Source organism: Microbacterium pullorum, assembly GCF_014836535.1.
GTDB lineage: Bacteria > Actinomycetota > Actinomycetes > Actinomycetales > Microbacteriaceae > Microbacterium > Microbacterium pullorum.
The window spans coordinates 332,684-347,637 of the sequence record NZ_JACSQP010000004.1 but is presented as its reverse complement, the minus strand read 5'-3'; the positions used below and the strand labels follow the sequence as shown (position 1 = coordinate 347,637).

The following is a 14,954-nucleotide window of genomic DNA, read 5'->3' as shown; positions in this document are numbered from 1 at the left end:
GCGGGCGGGGTCAGCGCGGGGGGCGGGCCAGGGCGGCGCCGGCGGCGCGGAGGTGCTGCGCGGGCGCGGCCAGTGACGCGGCGGGGCTGCCGGCGAGGGCGGTGAGCGAGACGGATGCCGTGAAGCCCGAGGTGTCGGCATCGTCGGCGATGCGCCCCGCGACGAGCGCCACGGGCACTCCCGCCTCGGCGGCGAGGCCCGCGACGAAGGCGGGCACCTTGCCGGCGGCCGACTGGCCGTCGAACGATCCCTCGCCGGTGACGACCAGGTCGGCGCCGGCCACCGCATCCCGCAGCCCGATGAGCGCCGCCACCTCGGGCGCCCCGGGAACGAGCCGCGCACCCCAGGCGACGAGGCCGAAGCCGGTCCCGCCGGCGGCGCCGGCGCCGGGGAGCGCGGCGGCATCCGCAAGCTCGGGGTCGCCGGCGAAGAGCGACGCCCAGTGGGTGAGGGCGGCGTCCGCGCGGGCGACGCCGTCGGCGTCGAGACCCTTCTGCGGTCCGAACACCGCCGCGGCACCGGCCGGTCCGCAGAGCGGATTGGTGACGTCGGTGAGCACGACCGCGCCCGCGGCCGGCGGCCGGCGAAGGGAAGCGACGTCCACGGCAGCGGCGGCGGCGAGGCCACGGGCGCCCGGAGCGACGGCCGCGCCGTCGGCATCCGTCACGTCCGCGCCGAGCGCGCGCAGCATGCCGAGCCCACCGTCGGTCGACGCGCTCGAGCCGATGCCGAGCACGAGCCGCGAGACGCCGTGATCCAGCGCCGCCGCGATGGCCTGCCCGAACCCGGTGGTGTCGGCACGCCACGGCGCGCGTCGCTCGCCGAGCAGTTCGATGCCCGAGGTGGATGCCAGCTCGACCACGCCGGTGCCGGCGGGGGCGTCGGGGGTCGGCGGCAGCAGCAGCCACGCGGCGTCGACGAGTGCGCCGTCAGGCCCTGTCACCCGCACCGGCATGCGCCGGGCCCCCGGTACGGCGGCGGCGAAGGCCTCGAGCGTGCCCTCTCCCCCGTCGGCCATGGGCCGAAGTTCCACTGCGGCATCGGGTGCCGCGTCGCGCCAGCCGTCGGCGAAGGCGAGGGATGCCGCGGCGGCGCCGATCGACCCCTTGAAGCTGTCCAGCGCGACGACGACCTTCACGACAGCGGCGGCGTGCTGTCTCGCAGCTGCACTTCCACATGCAGCTGCTGCGGCGTCCAGTCGGGGTCGGTCGCGGCGCGGAAGGTCTCGAGGCCCACGTCGCTGAGCGGCACTCGCACCGTGGTCAGCGCGGGCGTGACGTCGCGGCTCGTGGCGATGTCGTCGAAGCCCGCGACGGCGACGTCGGTGCCGGGCTCGCGTCCCGCAGCACGCAGCGCCGACATCGCCCCGATTGCGACGACGTCGCTGACGGCGAAGACGAGGGTCTGCGGCTCGACACCGTCGGCGAGGGCTGCGGCCATGATCTCGGCACCCGACTCACGGGTGAACGCACCGCGGTAGACGCGGGCTGCCTCGCCGCCCGCCGTGGTGAATCCCTCTGTGAACCCGGCGACGCGGTTGTCGCTGGTGAGCACGCCCTCGGCGGCGGCCAGCACGACCGCGCTCCGGTACCCGCGCTCGGCGAGGGCCGTGCCGAGCGCGCGGGCGCCGCCGCGGTTGTCGATGATGACCGAGCGCACCGTGTCGGTGCCGGCGCCGAGCGCCACGACCCGCCCGCCCGCCGCGGTGACGAGGTCGAGTTCGGCCACGAGCTGCGGGGCGATCTCGGGCGCGGTGCGCGATGCCGCGAGGATGACTCCGCGCGGCCGCTGACCGCGCAGCGCCCGCACCAGACGCACTTCGCGGTCGGTGTCGCGCTCGGTGATGGCGATGGTCACGACGAGGCCGGCCTCGTCGGCGCCCTGGGCGACCCCCGAGGCGATCTCACCGAAGTACGGGTCGGCGATGTCGGCGACGAGCAGTGCGATGATCGCCGACGTGCCGCGCGCGGTGGCCTGCGCGGAGAGGTTGGCACTGTAGCCCAGGCGGTCGGCGGCGGCCTGCACACGCTCCCGGTACGACTCCGCGACCTTTCGGCTCGAGCCGTTGAGCACGCGCGACGCGGTCGCCAGCGACACCCCCGCCTCACGCGCGACGTCGTGGAGCGTGGCGGAGCCGGACCGCAGGCGTTCGTTGGCTTCGGTCACGATCGTGATTCTAGAGGTGCGCTCAGGTGGGGCGAGACCGCCCCGCCGAACGCGGCCGCGGTGCGCTGCACCGCCACGAGCGGGTCGGTCGCCCAGACCTGCTCGTTGAAGATCTCCACTTCGATGTCCCGGTCGTATCCGGTCTCGCTCACGGCGCGGGTCAGCGCGCCCAGATCGATCACGCCGTCGCCCGGATAGTGCCGCCCGAGCAGCACGTCCGCGGGCAGCGGGGTCTTCCAGTCGCACACCTGATAGGTGGCGATGCGACCCTCGCGGCCGGCGCGGGCGATGGATGCCTCCACGTCGGGGTCCCAGAAGATGTGGAACGTGTCGACGGTGACGCCCACGACCGCGGGCTCGAAGTCGGCGGCGATGTCCAGGGCCTGCCCGAGCGTCGACACGACGCAGCGGTCGGTGGCGTACATCGGATGCAGCGGCTCGATGGCCAGCGTCACCCCGGCCGCCGCCGCGTGCGGGGCGAGTTCGCCGATCGCGTCACGCACCCGCTCGCGCGCCCCGACGAGGTCGCGGGAGCCCTCGGGCAGACCGCCTGCGACGAGCACGAGGATCGCGGTCGACCCTGCGGCTCCCGCCGCGGCGAGCGTGGCCGCCTCGTCGATCGCGACGCGGTTGTCATCGATCGACGCGCGCCGGGCCGGTCCCTCGGGGAGGGTGAAGAACCCGCCGCGGCAGTGGGTGGTGAACCGCAGGCCCGAGTCGGTGAGCATGCGCGATGCGGTGGCGAGGCCGACGTCGGCCACCGGCTCGCGCCAGAGGCCGATCGCCGGCACCCCTGCCTCGACGGTGACCCGCAGCGCCGTGGCGAGGTCGGCGTACTTGATGGTCGCCTGGTTGATCGACAGGCGCGGGTCGACGCTCATGCATCCACCCCGTTCAGGCGCAGCATGCCGTGCCAGCGCTCGGCGGCGAGTTCCGGGTGCTCCAACGCGTACGCGGCATTGGCGAGTTCGACGATGCGCGACAGGTGCGGCAGGCTGCGCGCCGCGTGCAGCCCTCCGACCATCTGGAACGCGCCCTGGTGACCGTTCAGCCACGACAGGAACGCGACACCGGTCTTGTAGTAGAACGTCGGCGCGGCGAAGACCTGCCGGCTGAGCGCCTCGGTGGGTGCGAGGATCTCGAGGTAGCGGGCGGGATCGCCGGCGTCGAGCGCCTGGATCGCGGCGGATGCCACCGGCGTCAGCGCCGCGAATGCGCCCAGCAGCGCATCGGAGTGCTGTCGCGGGCTCGCCGGGTCGCGGTCGGGCTGAGTCGCTTCGGGCACATCGGCACCGCCGATGAGTCCCACGTAGTTGAAGTCGTCACCGGTGAACATGCGCACGCCCTCGGGCAGGCGCTCGCGCACCGACACCTCGGACGCGGCATCCAGCAGGCTCATCTTCACCCCGGCGACACGGTCGGCGTTGTCCTGGATGATCTCCAGCAGCACATCGGATGCCGCCCGCCAGTCGCTCGAACCGAAATAGCCGGCCAGCTGCGGATCGAACGCGGTGCCGAGCCAGTGCAGCACGACCGGGGTGGTCGCCGCCTGCAGCACCGCGCGGTACACCCGGCGGTAGTCGTCGGCCGACTCCGCCGCGCGGGCGAGGTGACGGCTGGCCATGAGCACGGGACCGGCGCCCTGTTCTTCGGTGAAGTGCAGCTGCTCGATGTAGGCCGAGATGATCTCGTCGATCGAGAGGTGCTCCGCCTCGACGTGGTCGGTGTTGACCCCGACCACGACCGAACCGCCCTCTTCACGGGCGACCTCGGCGGAGCGGGCGATGAGCTCGCGGGTCGCCGCGGCATCCAGCCCCATGTTGCGCTGGGCGGTGTCCATCGCGTCGGCCACGCCCAGGCCCCACGAGTACACGCTGCGACGGAACGCCAGCGTGGCATCCCAGTCGATCTCCGCCGGCTGACCGGGGGTGTTGTCCCCCCACGTCACCGGCACGACGTGCGCAGCGGCGTACGCGACGCGGCTCTGCAGCGGCCCGGTCGGCTTGGCGTAGCCGGCCGCCGGGTTCAGCTCATCGGTGGTCGCGGCGCCGTCGGCGCCCAGGAGAGTGAGCCGCACGATCAGTCCAGGGTGAGGGCGGGCAGCGACACCTTGCACCCGTCACGGCTGGAGCGCAGCCCCGCTTCGGCCAGCAGCACACCGCGCGCACCCGCGAGCAGGTCGAACTCATAGTCGGTGCCGGTGATGTAGGAGACGAGGAACTCCTCCCACTGCTGCTTGAAGCCGTTCTGGAAGACGTCGTTGGTGGGGACACCCGCCCAGTCGGCGTCGTAGTCGTGGTCGTCGGCGAGGTCGGGGTTCCACACCGGCTTCGGGGTGGCGTTGCGCGACTGGATCTTGGCGCCGAAGAGGCCGACCACGGCGGAGCCGTGCGTGCCGTCGACGTGGAACTCCACCAGCTCGTCGCGGTTGACCCGCACCGTCCAGCTGGAGTTGATCTGCGCGACGACATCGCCTTCGAGCTCGAAGATGCCGTAGGCGGCGTCCTCGGCCGTGGCGGTGTAGTGCTCGCCGTTCTCATCCCAGCGGTCGGCGATGTGCACGGCGGCCTGGGCGTAGACGGTCTTGACCTGCCCGAACAGGTTCTCGAGCACGTAGTTCCAGTGCGGGAACATGTCGACGATGATGCCGCCGCCGTCTTCGGCGCGGTAGTTCCAGCTGGGCCGCTGCGCGGGCTGCCAGTCCCCCTCGAAGACCCAGTACCCGAACTCGCCGCGCACGGACAGGATGCGCCCGAAGAACCCGGAGTCGATGAGGCGCTTGAGCTTCTGCAGGCCCGGCAGGTACAGCTTGTCGTGCACGACACCGGTCTTCACTCCTGCCTCGGCCGCGAGCTTCGCCAGCTCCAGCGCTTCCTCCGCCGATTCGGCGGTGGGCTTCTCGGTGTAGATCGTCTTGCCGGCGGCGATGGCCTTGCGCAGCGCCGTGGCGCGGGCCTTGGTGACCAGGAAGTCGGCGTAGATCTCCCAGCGCGGGTCGGCGAGGGCGGCGTCGAGGTCGGTCGTGTAGTCCTCGATGCCGTGGCGGGCGGCGAGCTCGGCGAGCTTGGCCTCGCTGCGGCCGACCAGCAGCGGCTTCACCGTGACCTTGGAGCCGTCGGGCAGCTCGATACCGCCCTGCTCGCGGATCGCGAGGATCGAGCGCACGAGGTGCTGTCGGTAGCCCATGCGGCCGGACACGCCGTTCATGATGATGCCGATCTCGCGCACGGGAGGGGCGGCTGCGGCGGCGGGGGCGTCCAGGGTGGTCGTCTCTGACACGGTGGTTCCTTCTGCTCGGCGCTTCCGTCTGGTAAGCGCTTTCCGATACGTACTCATCCTGACACCTGAAAACGCTTTCCGCAAGCGTCTCCGCCCGATCGCGCGGGTCAGTTCAGGCGCACGGCGACCCACGACACGGGCGGGAGGGATGCCACCAGCGCCCCGTCCGCCACCCGGGCTCCGTCCAGCGGTCGCACGCCCACCCGTTCGGGGTCTTCGAGAGAGTTCGCGGCGTAGAGGTCATCGTCGTGCAGCAGGTGCGACTCGGCGATCGTGAGGTCGCGGCCGAACTGCGCGGCGATCGCGGCGAGGTCCACCCTCAGGTCCGCGGTGTCGGTGGTGGAGCGGTTGACGACGAACACGCTCACGCCCTGATCGTCGACGGTCGCGACGGCGTTGACCGATGCCACCTCGCCGAACCGCTCGCTCGTGAACGTGCCGGTCGTCACCGGCACCCGCACGACCCGCTCCCCCGCCAGGCGCGAGGTGATCGAGAACGGGAAGAAGGTCGTCTGCCGCCAGGCGATGCCACCGGGCTCGGTCATGATCGGCGCGATGACGTTCACCAGTTGCGCGAGCGAGGCCGAGCGCACGCGGTCGGCGTGCTGCAGCAGCGTGATCAGCAGATCACCGAAGACGACGGCATCCAGTGCGTGGTACTGATCTTCGAGCAGCCGCGGCGCCACCGGCCAGCCGGTCTCCTTCGGCTTGTCGTTCTGGCCGCCCCCGTCATCGTGGAGGTACCAGACGTTCCACTCGTCGAACGAGATCATGATGCGCTTGTCGCTCTTCTTCGTCGCAGCGACCGCGTCGGCGATCGACACGACCGACTCGATGAAGCGCGCCATGTCGACCCCCGAGGCGAGGAACTCCTGCGCGTTGCCGCCCATCTCCTGGTAGTACGAGTGGCACGAGATGAAGTCGACGTCGTCGAACGTGTGCTCGAGCACCGTGCGCTCCCACGATCCGAACGTGGGCATGCCGCTGCTGGAGGATCCGCAGACCACGAGTTCGACGCCCGGGTCGAGCATGCGCATGGCCTTGGCGGTGCGCGAGGCGAGCTTGCCGTAGTCGTCGGCGTTGCGGTGGCCCAACTGCCACGGGCCGTCCATCTCGTTGCCCAGGCACCACATGGTCACACCGAACGGCTCGTCGCGACCGTTCTCGGCACGCCGGCGGGTCCAGTCGGTGTCGGCATCCGCGTTGGCGTACTCCAGCAGGTCGATGGCCTCCCCCGTGCCGCGCGTGCCGAGGTTGACCGCGAGCATCAGGTCGCTGCCGACCTTGTCGAGCCAGCGCGCGAACTCGTGCAGCCCGACCTGGTTGGTCTCGGTGGAGTGCCACGCGAGGTCGAGCCGGCGGGGTCGCTCCGCCACCGGCCCCACGCCGTCTTCCCAGCGGTAGCCCGAGACGAAGTTGCCGCCCGGGTAGCGGATGGTCGACACCCCGAGTTCCTTGACCAGCTCGATGACGTCGGCACGGAACCCGTCGGCGTCAGCGGTGGGGTGACCGGGCTCGTGGATGCCGTCGTAGATGTGACGGCCGAGGTGCTCCACGAACCCACCGAACAGGCGCCGGTCGATGTCGGAGATCTCGAGGTGCGGGTCGATGTACCCGAAGGCGGACGTCACAGGTGATCCTTCCGATGGATTCGGTCTGAGCGGGCGCGGCGGGCTGTCAGCTGAGGAGGGCGTCGGCCTCGGAGAAGAAGGACTTCACCGCATCGTCGACGCTGATCGCGCCGAGCCCGATGGACTTGCCGAGCTCCCAGAACGTCTGCTCGATCGAACCGTAGCCGACCACGGGGACCGGCGGCGCGTCGCCGATGCGGGCGGCGGCCGACTCGATGTAGTCCGCCACCTGCTTGTCGGGACCCTCGAGCGTCGCTCCGGCGAGCTTGGAGGACGACGCCGGGAAGCCCAGGGTCGTGCCGAAGATCTCACCGGCGGCTTCGCTGTTGACCACGAAGTCGAGGAAGATGGCCGCAGCCTCGGGCTGATCGGTGTTCTCGCTGATCGCCATCTGCAGTCCGGCCTGCCGGTACAGGTCCTTCGAGCCCGCCACGGCGGTGGGCGGCGCGATCACCGAGATGCCGGTGGCGCCGGAATCAGCCAGGTAGCCACCGAGGAAGTTGCTCCAGCTCATCTCGCTGGCGGTCATCTGGGCACCGAACCCCGACATCGGCGAGAGCTCTTCGAGTCGCTGCTGCGGCACGGCAGCCCCGTCGCGCAGATCGGCGCCGGAGTTCCAGAAGTCGCGCAGCTCGTCTTCGGTGAAGGCGAGCTCACCGTCGTCGGTGAAGAGGTTCGAGCCGTGGGCGCGGAGGACCAGTTCGAAGGACTGGATGCGCTGGGTGTAGTCGGTCCCGCCGTACACGGCGCCGCCGGTGGCGTCGGTGACCTCCGCCATCCACGAGTCGAGCGCGCCGAAATCGCTGTTCGGCTCGGGTGCCTCCAGGCCTGCCGCATCGAGCAGGTCCTGGTTGATGAAGTTCGCCCACAGGCTGTAGCCGGTGGGGAGGGAGTACTGCACACCGTCGAGCGCCCCGGTGCCCAGCAGCGCGTCGTCGAACGTGTCCGTGGTCACGTAGTCGGACACCGTCGCAAGGTCCAGCAGTCGGCCGGTTTCGCCGTACTGCCGCAGGTAGCTGTCGGAGAACTGGAAGACGTCGGGCAGGCCACCGCCGGCGGCCTCGGTCTGTCGCTTCTCCCAGAAGGAGGGGAAGTCGCTGAAGGACATCTTGACCGTGATGTTGGGGTGTTCCTCGTTGAACGCCTCGATGAGCCGGGTGTAGCGGTCCGCGCGGTCATCGTTTCCCCAGAAGGCGAAGTCGATGCTCACCTCCTGCTCGCCGTCGTAACCCGATCCGTCGGATGCCGGTGTCGCGGCGCATCCCGCGAGCAGCAGGGCTGCGGTGGCGGCCGCACCGATCGTGGCCTGCACGCGCGCGCGCCGCAGAGAGGTCTTCTTCGTCATGATGCTCCTTGAAAAGAACGGATGTCGTCTGTCAGGCCCGGCCGCGACGGCGGACGGGGATTGCCACGACCGCCAGTGCGGCACAGCCGACGGCGGGGAGGAAGAGGGGGACGAGGGCCCAGGTGGCCACGCCGACGAAGCCGGCGGTGGCCACGAGATACAGCGCACCGGCGGGGTCGGCCACGACGCCGCCCGGCACCGCGCGCAGCGCCGCACGCCAGCCGGACTCGGGCGTCCATGCTCCGGCGGCGCTGAGGAGGACGAGGGCGACCACGGCGAGACCGACCCATCCGACGACCTCGATGACGGGGCCACCGGGCAGCATGCCGGAGCGGGCGAGGTCGATGTCCAGCAGCAGCACGAGCGTGGCGGCCAGGGCCACCGCCCCCACCACCGCGCCCGGCAGCAGCGCGCGGCGCACGTCGGCCCAGAACAGCTGCAGACGCGAGTCCTCTGCGGCCACGTGACGGCGCATGTGCCGGATGCCGGCGGCCAGCCCCGCCGGTAGCGTCACCACGAGCAGGCCGACGACGGTGACGAGCAGGCCCGTCAGCAGCACCTCGCCGAACAGCGCGAAGCGCGCCGAGGCGCCCGGGAACGGCGCCGGAGCGCGCTCCTCGCGCACCGGGCCCGCGCCCGAGAGCTCCGCCCGGTGGGCGGCGCGCTCGGCGCGGCGGCTCGTCATCGCCGGCATCCGCTCAGCCCTTGAGTCCCTGCGTGGCCACGCCGTCGACCAGGAATCGCTGGAAGACGATGAAGAACAGCAGGATCGGCAGCAGCGCCAGGAACGATGCCGTCACGGTCGCCCCGTAGTCGCTCGTGGAGGTCTGGTCGTTGTACAGGCGCAGGGCGATGGGGAGCGGATAGTTCTCGGGGCTGGTCAGATACAGCAGCGGCCCGAGGAAGTCGTTCCACGCCCAGATGAACGAGAAGATCGCGCAGGTGATGAGCGCGGGCCTGATCAGCGGCAGGATGATCGACCAGAACACGCGCAGGTGACCGGCGCCGTCGATCTTGGCCGCCTCGTCCATGTCGCGCGGCATCTGGCGGATGAACTGCACCAGCAGGAACACGAAGAACGCCTCGGTGGCGAGGAACTTCGGCAGGATCAGCGGCACGAAGGTGTCGACCAGCCCCAGATTGTTGAACAGGATGTACTGCGGGATGATCACGACGTGGAACGGCAGCAGGAGCGTGCCGATCATCGCGGCGAACAGGACGCCGAGGCCCTTGAACTGCAGGCGCGCGAACGCATAGGCGGCCAGCGCCGAGGACATGACGGTGCCGATGACCGACAGCGCGGCCAGCACGAACGAGTTCCAGAAGAACTGCCCCATGGGCACGCCCGCGATGCCCTCCATCACCTTGGTGTAGTTGTCGAGCGTGGGGCTCTGCGGGATGAGGCCCTGGTTCTGACCGAACTCGGAGTTGGGCTTGAAGGTCGACACCAAGAGCCAGACCAGCGGGTAGAGCACGACCGCGGTGATGACCAGCAGCGCGACGATCCAGACGACGGTCTGCCACGTCTTGCGTTTGATGCGACGCCGCGGCACGGTCTTCGGGTCGGGGTCGACCTGGTTCTCGATCTGGGCGAGCGCGTTCGGGGTGGAGGAAATGGTCATCGGTTGTCTCCCGAGTAGTGCACCCACGACTTCTGGGTGCGGAAGAGGATGAAGGCGATGATCGCGACGACGATCAGCAGCACCCAGGCGATCGCGGCGGCGTACCCCATGCGGCCGTCGGAGAAGCCCGTCTTGTAGAGGTAGACGGTGATGAAGTTGGTCATGCCGGCGGGTCCGCCGGTGCCGTTGGAGATGATGTAGGCCGAGGCGAAGACCTGGAAGGCGCCGATGAGGCCCAGCAGCAGGTTGAAGAAGATGACCGGCGAGAGCATGGGGATGGTCACCGCGCGGAAGCGACGCCAGGCATTCGCCCCGTCCATCTCGGCGGCTTCGTAGAGCTCCTTGGGAACCTGCTTGAGCCCGGCGAGGAAGATCACCATCGTCGCACCGAACTGCCACACCGACAGCAGGATCATCATCGGGAGGATCAGCGAAGGCTGCCCGATCCAGCCGCCGAGGTCGATCCCGAAGAGACTGAGCCCGTTGTCGACGGGTCCGTCGGTGGAGAACATCGCCCGCCAGACGATGGCGACCGACACCGAGCCGCCGATGAGTGAGGGGGCGTAGAAGGCGGAGCGGAAGAAAGCCGCACCCTTGTCGCGGTAGTTCAGCAGAATGGCCACCGCGAGCGCCGCCAGCAGTGTGATCGGGGTGCCGACGAGCACGTAGATGAGCGTGATCTGCGCGGACTGCAGGAAGTTCGGGTCATTCGTGAACAGCCGGATGTAGTTGTCCAGACCGATCCACTTGGGCGGCGAGAAGATGTTGTAGCTCGTGAACGACAGGTACAGCGAGTAGCCCATGGGCAACAGCGTCAGCCCGAAGAACCCGACGAGCCACGGCACGAGGAACGCGTAGCCGGCGGCGGTCTCGCGGCGTGCCCGCTGGCGCTGCCCCGGGCGGGCGAGATGTTCGGGGCGCTGCTTGCGCACCAGTCGCCGCTTGGACGGCTCCTGCTTGGTGACGATGACCCTGGTCGCGGTCGTGCTCACGGGTGCTCCTGAAATGGTGAGGCGAGTGCATGCGACGGGGGTCCGGACGACGACGCCCGGACCCCCGGCAGGCCTTACTGGTTGAGGACGAGGTCCAGTTCGTTGAAGAACTGCGAGACGGCGTCCTGCACCGACATGGTGCCGAAGTTCAGCTCGGTGCCGAGCACCCGGAACTTCTCCTCGAGCGTGCCGTAGCCCACGATCGGGACCGGCGGGGCGTCGCCGAGGCGATCGGCGATGGATGCCTCGTAGTCGGCGACCTGCTGGCTGAGCGGGTCGAGCTCGGCGGCCTCGAGGGCGGTCTCCGAGGCGGGGAGGCCACGGTTGGTGCCGAAGATCTCACCCGACTGGGGCGAGTTGATGAGGAAGTCCACCAGCGTCGCCGCGGCTTCGGGGTGCTCGGTCTTGGCCGAGACGGCGTGCAGCATGGACGGCTTCAGGTAGAGGTCCTTCGCGCCCTCCTCGGTGACGGGAGGCTCGATCAGCCCGAGCTCGGTGTAGCCCTCGCCGAGGTTGCCGAGGTAGCCGGCACCGAAGTTGTCCCACGTCATCTCGCTCGCAGCCAGGCCGGTGTCGAACGGGCCGAGCGGGGAGAGCTCCTCCACCAGCTGCTGGGGGAAGGCGACGCCGTCACGCAGCACGGCGCCCGACTCCCAGAACTCGGTCAGGCGCTCTTCGTCGAAGCCGGGCTCGCCGTTCTCATCGAAAAGCTGGGAGCCTTCGGCGCGCAGCTGCAGCTCGAAGTTCTGGATGCGGCCGGTGTAGTCGCCACCGCCGTAGAGCTCGCCGCCACCGGCGGCGGTGACCTCGCCCATCCAGTCGGCGTAGTCCTCCCACGAGCCGCCGGCGAACTGCTCGACGCCGACGGTCTCGAGCACGACGGGGTTGGTGAACAGGCCCCACGCGTTCGTGGAGGTGGGGATGGCGTAGGTGGTGTCGTTCACGACGCCGATGTCCAGGATGTTCTGGGGCAGCGGCTCGGTCTCGATGATTTCACCCAGGTACGGGTCGAGGTCGAGGAGCAGGCCGTTCTCGGCGTACTGACGCAGGTACGAGTAGTCGAACTGCATGACGTCGGGCAGGCCACCGCCGGCGGCTTCGGTCTGACGCTTCTCCCAGAACTCGGGGAAGGTGAGGAACGTGGCGTTCACCGTGATGTTCGGGTATTCCTCGTTGAAGGCGTCGATGGCCTCGTTGTAGAGCCCGGCGCGCACGTCGTTGCCCCAGAACGCGAGGTCGAGAGTGACCTTCTCGTCGGGGTCGTAGGTGGCCGCCTCGTCAGAGGTGCCGCCGGCGCAGCCGGCGAGGGCCAGGGCTGCGCCGGTCGCGAGGGCGACGGCGGCGAGTGCCCGCTTGGTGCTGAACATCTTTGTCCTTCCTGGAACGTCCGTGTTCGTCTTGGTCCGCCGGACGTTCGTTGTCCGTGGGTGCGGTGTGACGCTCCCCGCGTGCTGTGCGTCGGGAAAGCGCTTGCCGATCACGGTACTACGCCCCGAATCGATTGGCAAGAAGTTCGGAACGCGCTTTCCGGGCGGGTCGCCCCTCGCGCCTGTAACCGCTCACAGGGGCCTCCCATCGTACGGGCTCGGTGCACCCCGGTCGGGCCGAGCGCTTCGTTTGACACGTTTCACTTCGGCCCGCTACGCTCCCCGGAAAGCGTATTCCAAGCTGGTGATCGACGGAGATTCCCATGACCACACCCATCCCTGCCGGCACATGGGCACTGCGTGTCCACGCTGCCTGCGACTGGGTGATGTGGACCATGACCGTCAATGCGCTGGTCATCGCGTCCGCACTCGCCGGCGGCATCGTGCTCGGGACCGCACCGGCCGTCGTGACGGCCACCGCCCTCACCCGCCGACGCCTGCGCGGTGAGGCCTTCCCCGTCATCCGCACCTTCGCCGGCACGTGGCGCGACGAGTTCTGGCGTGCCAACGCCGTGGTCGGGCCACCGCTGGCGGTGACGGCGCTGCTGACGCTGCAGGTCGCCGGTTCCGCCTCGGGCGGCACCTTGGGAACTGCATCGGGAGTCGCACTGTGTGTGGCCGCAGTGCTGGCGTTCCTGGTGACAGCCGTCGTGACACCGCTGTACACGCATTACGACCTGCCACTGCGCGCCTACCTCCCCACCGCGTCGCGGTGGATGCTGCGCAACGCCGCACCGGTCCTGCTGCTGGCGGTCGCTGCGGCCGGGGTCATCGGCATCAGCGCCCTCATCCCGGGCCTCGTCCCCTTCGTGTCGGTGGGCGCATGGCTCACCATCAGCACCGCTCTCGCGATCGGGCTGTTCACCGCGAACGACCGCCTCGTCGCGTCTCCCGCCCCCTGACTCCGGCCCGCCGCATCGGCGCGCCGCAGACCCCCACCAGAACGAAGGAGTTCATCCCCATGAACCACAGCAAACGAATCGCCGGCGTCGCCCTCGTCGCCGTCGGCGCGATCACCCTCGCCGGATGCACCGGCGGCGGGGACGCGCCCGAATCCGCCGAGCTCGAGAGCCTGTCGATCATGGCGCCCTACCTCGTGACGAACGCCCCCACCGCCGACAACGAGATCGAGCAGGCGATCGAGGAGATCGCCGGGGTCGACCTCGACATCAACTGGGTGCCGAACTCTTCCTACGGCGACAAGACGAACATCACCCTCGCCGGCGACGACATCCCTCACGTCATGGTCATCCAGGGCAAGGACCCCGGGTTCGTGCGCAACGCCGAGGCCGGTGCGTTCTGGGATCTCACCGATTACCTCCCCGACTACCCGAACCTCGACACCACCATGCCCGAGGTGCAGCAGGCCTCGAGCGTCAACGGGACCGTGTACGGCATCTTCCGCTCGCGCGACGTGATGCGTGCCGCCGTCATCGTGCGCAAGGACTGGCTCGCCGCTGTGGGCCTGGAGACGCCGACCACCACCGACGACCTCTACAACGTCGCGAAGGCGTTCACCGAGCAGGACCCCGACGGCAACGGTGTCGACGACACCTACGGCCTCATCATCCCCAAGTGGCCCGGCGCCATCGGCAGCAACAGCCCGTACGACGTCATCGAGACGTGGCACGGTGCCGGCAACCGCTGGACCGAGCGCGACGGTGAGCTCGTGCCGAGCTTCACGACCGACGAATGGCTCGAGGCCGTCGAGTATGAGAAGCGCCTGGTCGACGAGGGCCTGGTCAACCCCGACTACGCCACGTTCGATTCGGCGAACTGGAACGAGCCGTTCCTCAACGGCAAGGGCGGCATCATCATCGACGTGCACTCGCGCGCCGGCGTGCTGATCAACCTGCTGAAGGAGTCCAACCCCGACGACTTCGCCGACTACGTCGACGTCAGCGGCAACCTCGTCGGCCCCGACGGAGAGCTGTACGCCCACCCGACCACCGGCTACAGCGGGTTCCTGGCGATCCCCAAGTCGAAGGTGCGCACCGAGGAGCAGCTGCGTGCCGTGCTCGAGGTCCTCGACAAGCTCAACTCCGCCGAGGCCGGGCCGCTGCTCAACCACGGCATCGAGGGGACCACGTACACGCTCGAAGGCGACCTCGCCGTTCCCGTCGCCGACGCCCCGCAGACGCTGAAGGACGCGGTGCTCAGCTACTCGCAGCTGGGGATGAACGTCACCGGCTTCCAGGGCTACCTGCCCAAGCAGAGCACCGATTACGAGCAGGAGATGTACGACAAGCGCAAGGCCATCGAAGCCTCCGACCTCGAGTCGGCGACCTATGACCCGGCCGCGGCCTTCGTCTCGGAGACCTACATCGCCAAGGGCGCACAGCTGGACACGATCGTGTCGGATGCCCGCATCCAGTACATCGCCGGCCAGATCGACCGCAACGGACTCATCGCCGCGATCGAGCTGTGGCGCACCAGCGGCGGCGACACCGTCACCGCCGAGATCAACGAACTGGCCGCCCAGGCCGGCTGAC

13 protein-coding genes are annotated in these 14,954 nt (G+C 69.7%); 2 read left to right on the top strand and 11 right to left on the bottom strand.

The window, feature by feature from the left end; all coding sequences use genetic code 11:
* Positions 1-10: 10 nt before the first annotated feature.
* The 11 genes from H9651_RS08565 to H9651_RS08515 all read right to left on the bottom strand — a co-directional run bounded on the left by H9651_RS08565 (position 11) and on the right by H9651_RS08515 (position 12,402).
* Entirely contained in the window at positions 11-1,138 is a 1,128-nt protein-coding gene (locus tag H9651_RS08565) for a glycerate kinase (protein WP_191718860.1), read from the bottom strand.
* Positions 1,135-2,166 carry a LacI family DNA-binding transcriptional regulator gene (locus H9651_RS08560; RefSeq protein WP_191718859.1) on the bottom strand — a complete coding sequence of 344 codons (1,032 nt, stop codon included), beginning with the start codon at positions 2,164-2,166 and terminating at the stop codon, positions 1,135-1,137. The genes H9651_RS08565 and H9651_RS08560 overlap by 4 nt, the downstream gene beginning before the upstream one ends.
* Complete coding sequence (locus tag H9651_RS08555) at positions 2,163-3,047, bottom strand: sugar phosphate isomerase/epimerase family protein (RefSeq protein WP_191718858.1); 885 nt, start codon at positions 3,045-3,047, stop codon at positions 2,163-2,165. Before H9651_RS08555 ends, H9651_RS08560 begins: the two co-directional genes overlap by 4 nt.
* Positions 3,044-4,246, bottom strand: coding sequence for a dihydrodipicolinate synthase family protein (locus H9651_RS08550; protein ID WP_191718981.1), 1,203 nt, complete (start codon positions 4,244-4,246; stop codon positions 3,044-3,046). Before H9651_RS08550 ends, H9651_RS08555 begins: the two co-directional genes overlap by 4 nt.
* Complete coding sequence (locus tag H9651_RS08545; RefSeq protein ID WP_225216579.1) at positions 4,246-5,373, bottom strand: Gfo/Idh/MocA family protein; 1,128 nt, start codon at positions 5,371-5,373, stop codon at positions 4,246-4,248. Before H9651_RS08545 ends, H9651_RS08550 begins: the two co-directional genes overlap by 1 nt.
* Positions 5,374-5,552: 179 nt before the next feature.
* Entirely contained in the window at positions 5,553-7,076 is a 1,524-nt protein-coding gene (arfA, locus tag H9651_RS08540) for an arabinosylfuranosidase ArfA (protein ID WP_191718857.1), read from the bottom strand.
* A 46-nt stretch (positions 7,077-7,122) separates the two neighbouring features.
* On the bottom strand, positions 7,123-8,421 hold the full coding sequence (locus H9651_RS08535) for an ABC transporter substrate-binding protein (protein WP_191718856.1): 1,299 nt from the start codon (positions 8,419-8,421) through the stop codon (positions 7,123-7,125).
* A gap of 31 nt (positions 8,422-8,452) precedes the next feature.
* On the bottom strand, positions 8,453-9,106 hold the full coding sequence (locus H9651_RS08530; protein ID WP_191718855.1) for a hypothetical protein: 654 nt from the start codon (positions 9,104-9,106) through the stop codon (positions 8,453-8,455).
* A 13-nt stretch (positions 9,107-9,119) separates the two neighbouring features.
* Complete coding sequence (locus tag H9651_RS08525) at positions 9,120-10,043, bottom strand: carbohydrate ABC transporter permease (RefSeq protein WP_191718854.1); 924 nt, start codon at positions 10,041-10,043, stop codon at positions 9,120-9,122.
* Complete coding sequence (locus H9651_RS08520) at positions 10,040-11,035, bottom strand: carbohydrate ABC transporter permease (RefSeq protein WP_191718853.1); 996 nt, start codon at positions 11,033-11,035, stop codon at positions 10,040-10,042. The genes H9651_RS08525 and H9651_RS08520 overlap by 4 nt, the downstream gene beginning before the upstream one ends.
* Positions 11,036-11,109: 74 nt before the next feature.
* Complete coding sequence (locus tag H9651_RS08515; RefSeq protein WP_191718852.1) at positions 11,110-12,402, bottom strand: ABC transporter substrate-binding protein; 1,293 nt, start codon at positions 12,400-12,402, stop codon at positions 11,110-11,112.
* 323 nt (positions 12,403-12,725) lie between these two features.
* On the opposite strand from H9651_RS08515, the gene H9651_RS08510 reads away from it, so the two are divergent.
* Together H9651_RS08510 and H9651_RS08505 are read left to right on the top strand one after the other, a co-directional pair.
* Complete coding sequence (locus H9651_RS08510; RefSeq protein ID WP_191718851.1) at positions 12,726-13,364, top strand: YesL family protein; 639 nt, start codon at positions 12,726-12,728, stop codon at positions 13,362-13,364.
* A gap of 59 nt (positions 13,365-13,423) precedes the next feature.
* Positions 13,424-14,953 carry an extracellular solute-binding protein gene (locus H9651_RS08505; RefSeq protein ID WP_191718850.1) on the top strand — a complete coding sequence of 510 codons (1,530 nt, stop codon included), beginning with the start codon at positions 13,424-13,426 and terminating at the stop codon, positions 14,951-14,953.
* Position 14,954: the final 1 nt, after the last annotated feature.